The sequence below is a fragment of the Oleiphilus sp. HI0132 genome, from assembly GCF_001635845.1.
This window is the reverse complement of sequence record NZ_LWGJ01000518.1, coordinates 1-1,604: the sequence shown is the minus strand read 5'-3', so window position 1 is coordinate 1,604 and position 1,604 is coordinate 1. Positions and strand designations below refer to the sequence as shown.

The 1,604-nt window shown below is 44.8% G+C and carries 2 protein-coding genes; one reads left to right on the top strand and one right to left on the bottom strand.

Annotated elements, in window-relative coordinates; all coding sequences use genetic code 11:
* The coding region (locus A3766_RS06195; protein ID WP_231882845.1) for a choice-of-anchor U domain-containing protein at positions 1–589 on the top strand (589 nt) is incomplete at its 5' end.
* A gap of 105 nt (positions 590–694) precedes the next feature.
* On the opposite strand, the gene A3766_RS06190 is transcribed toward A3766_RS06195, so the two are convergent.
* Positions 695–1,604 (bottom strand): iron-containing alcohol dehydrogenase (locus A3766_RS06190; RefSeq protein ID WP_068641938.1); only part of this gene is annotated, 910 nt, incomplete at its 5' end.

The window sequence follows — 1,604 nt, the reverse complement described above, 5'->3', positions numbered from 1 at the left end:
GGTTGAATATGGAGCGTCTCTATCCTTAGGCACAGCCGCTATGACGGACCCTAATGGCGGCGCATTACTCAGTGCGTTAAATCTGGGGGATATGGGATTAGAAACTGATGCTGAATTCGACTATGCCAGCGGCCTATTTGATTTCGAAATTCATAATGTGTTGCCAGTTGGAAGTAGTATTCAACTCGTTATTCCGCTTATAGAACCGATTCCTGAAGAAGCAGTGTATCGTAAATTAGATCCAATATACGGCTGGCAGAACTTTGAACTTGATAGCAATAACCAACTATATTCAAGTGCAGGAGAGCCAGGCATTTGCCCTTCTCCTGGAAGTACTGCTTATCAACCAGGCTTAACGCAAGGCCACAACTGTCTAATGATGCTAATAGAAGATGGCGGTGCCAACGATGCAGATGGCCAGGCTAATGGTACTGTGCTTGATCCAGGGGGCGTTGCCAGCTTAGTTTCTGAACCAGTAACTGAACCCACTACGAGCAAGGGTGGCAGTGGTGGCGGTTCAGTCTTCTGGATGCTGTGGCTTGTAGCGTTGCTTGGTTTAAAGCGAATTACACTAAGAGAGCGCCTTTAATTGAGTTTTATATCTTACGTACCAGAAAACCTGGTGCGTAAGATAAACGGGTATTTAATTCCCTCTATGACCCGCAGTGACGCTGTTTAGTGGGTTACGTAATCCTTAAATGTCGCTGGCTCGGCCAGAGATAGCGCTGAGCATTTCTTCTGCCTCGTCATAAGACATGTACTTTGCAACGGCGTAGGTTGAGTTAGCTTCTTTAAAAGCACCCTGAATAATTTCAGAAAAATCTGAGCGTTTTATTTGAGGTATCGTGTTCTCGATATTTAGCGTAGAAATCAAATTTTTGACTTCACTAATAAACGCTTCAGCTAGCACTGTATCATTATCATTTCTGCTGCCGAGACCCAGGCATTGTGCAAGTTCAGCCAAGCGTGTCGTGCTCGCAGCTTTAGTGAATTCAAGCACATAAGGCAGAACTTTTGCATTGGATTCGCCATGGGGTAGTTTGTACTTAGCACCTAATTGGTGGGCAAAAGCATGCACATACCCTAATCCGGCGATATTTATCGTTAAGCCTCCGTAGTACGAAGCCAGCGCCATCTTCTCTCGTGCTTTAGCATTGTTGCCACGTTTGTATACCTTCGGTAGGTTTTCAAAAATCATTTGAATACCTGAACGAGAATAATAGTCAGACTCTTCGTTTGCCATGCCGCTTAAATAAGATTCGACAAGGTGGGTTAAGGCATCCATCCCGGTTGCTGCAGTAATAGCAGGAGGAAGGCCCTTCATTAAATCAGGGTCTAGTGCCGCTACTAAAGGAACTATTTTTGTATCAATAACAAGTTCTTTTTTGTGGGTAATGCTGTCAGAAATAACGGCACCAATGGTTGCCTCAGAGCCAGTACCCGCAGTGGTGGGAATTGCAAAGAAAGGCGCAGAAGGTTTCTTGCCCTTTAAAATGCCAACCAGATCTCGAGGGCTCACTTCGTTACTTGCAGCTAAAGCAATAACTTTAGCAGCATCAATTGAAGAGCCACCACCAATAGCCATTACAGAATCACAGTTTTGC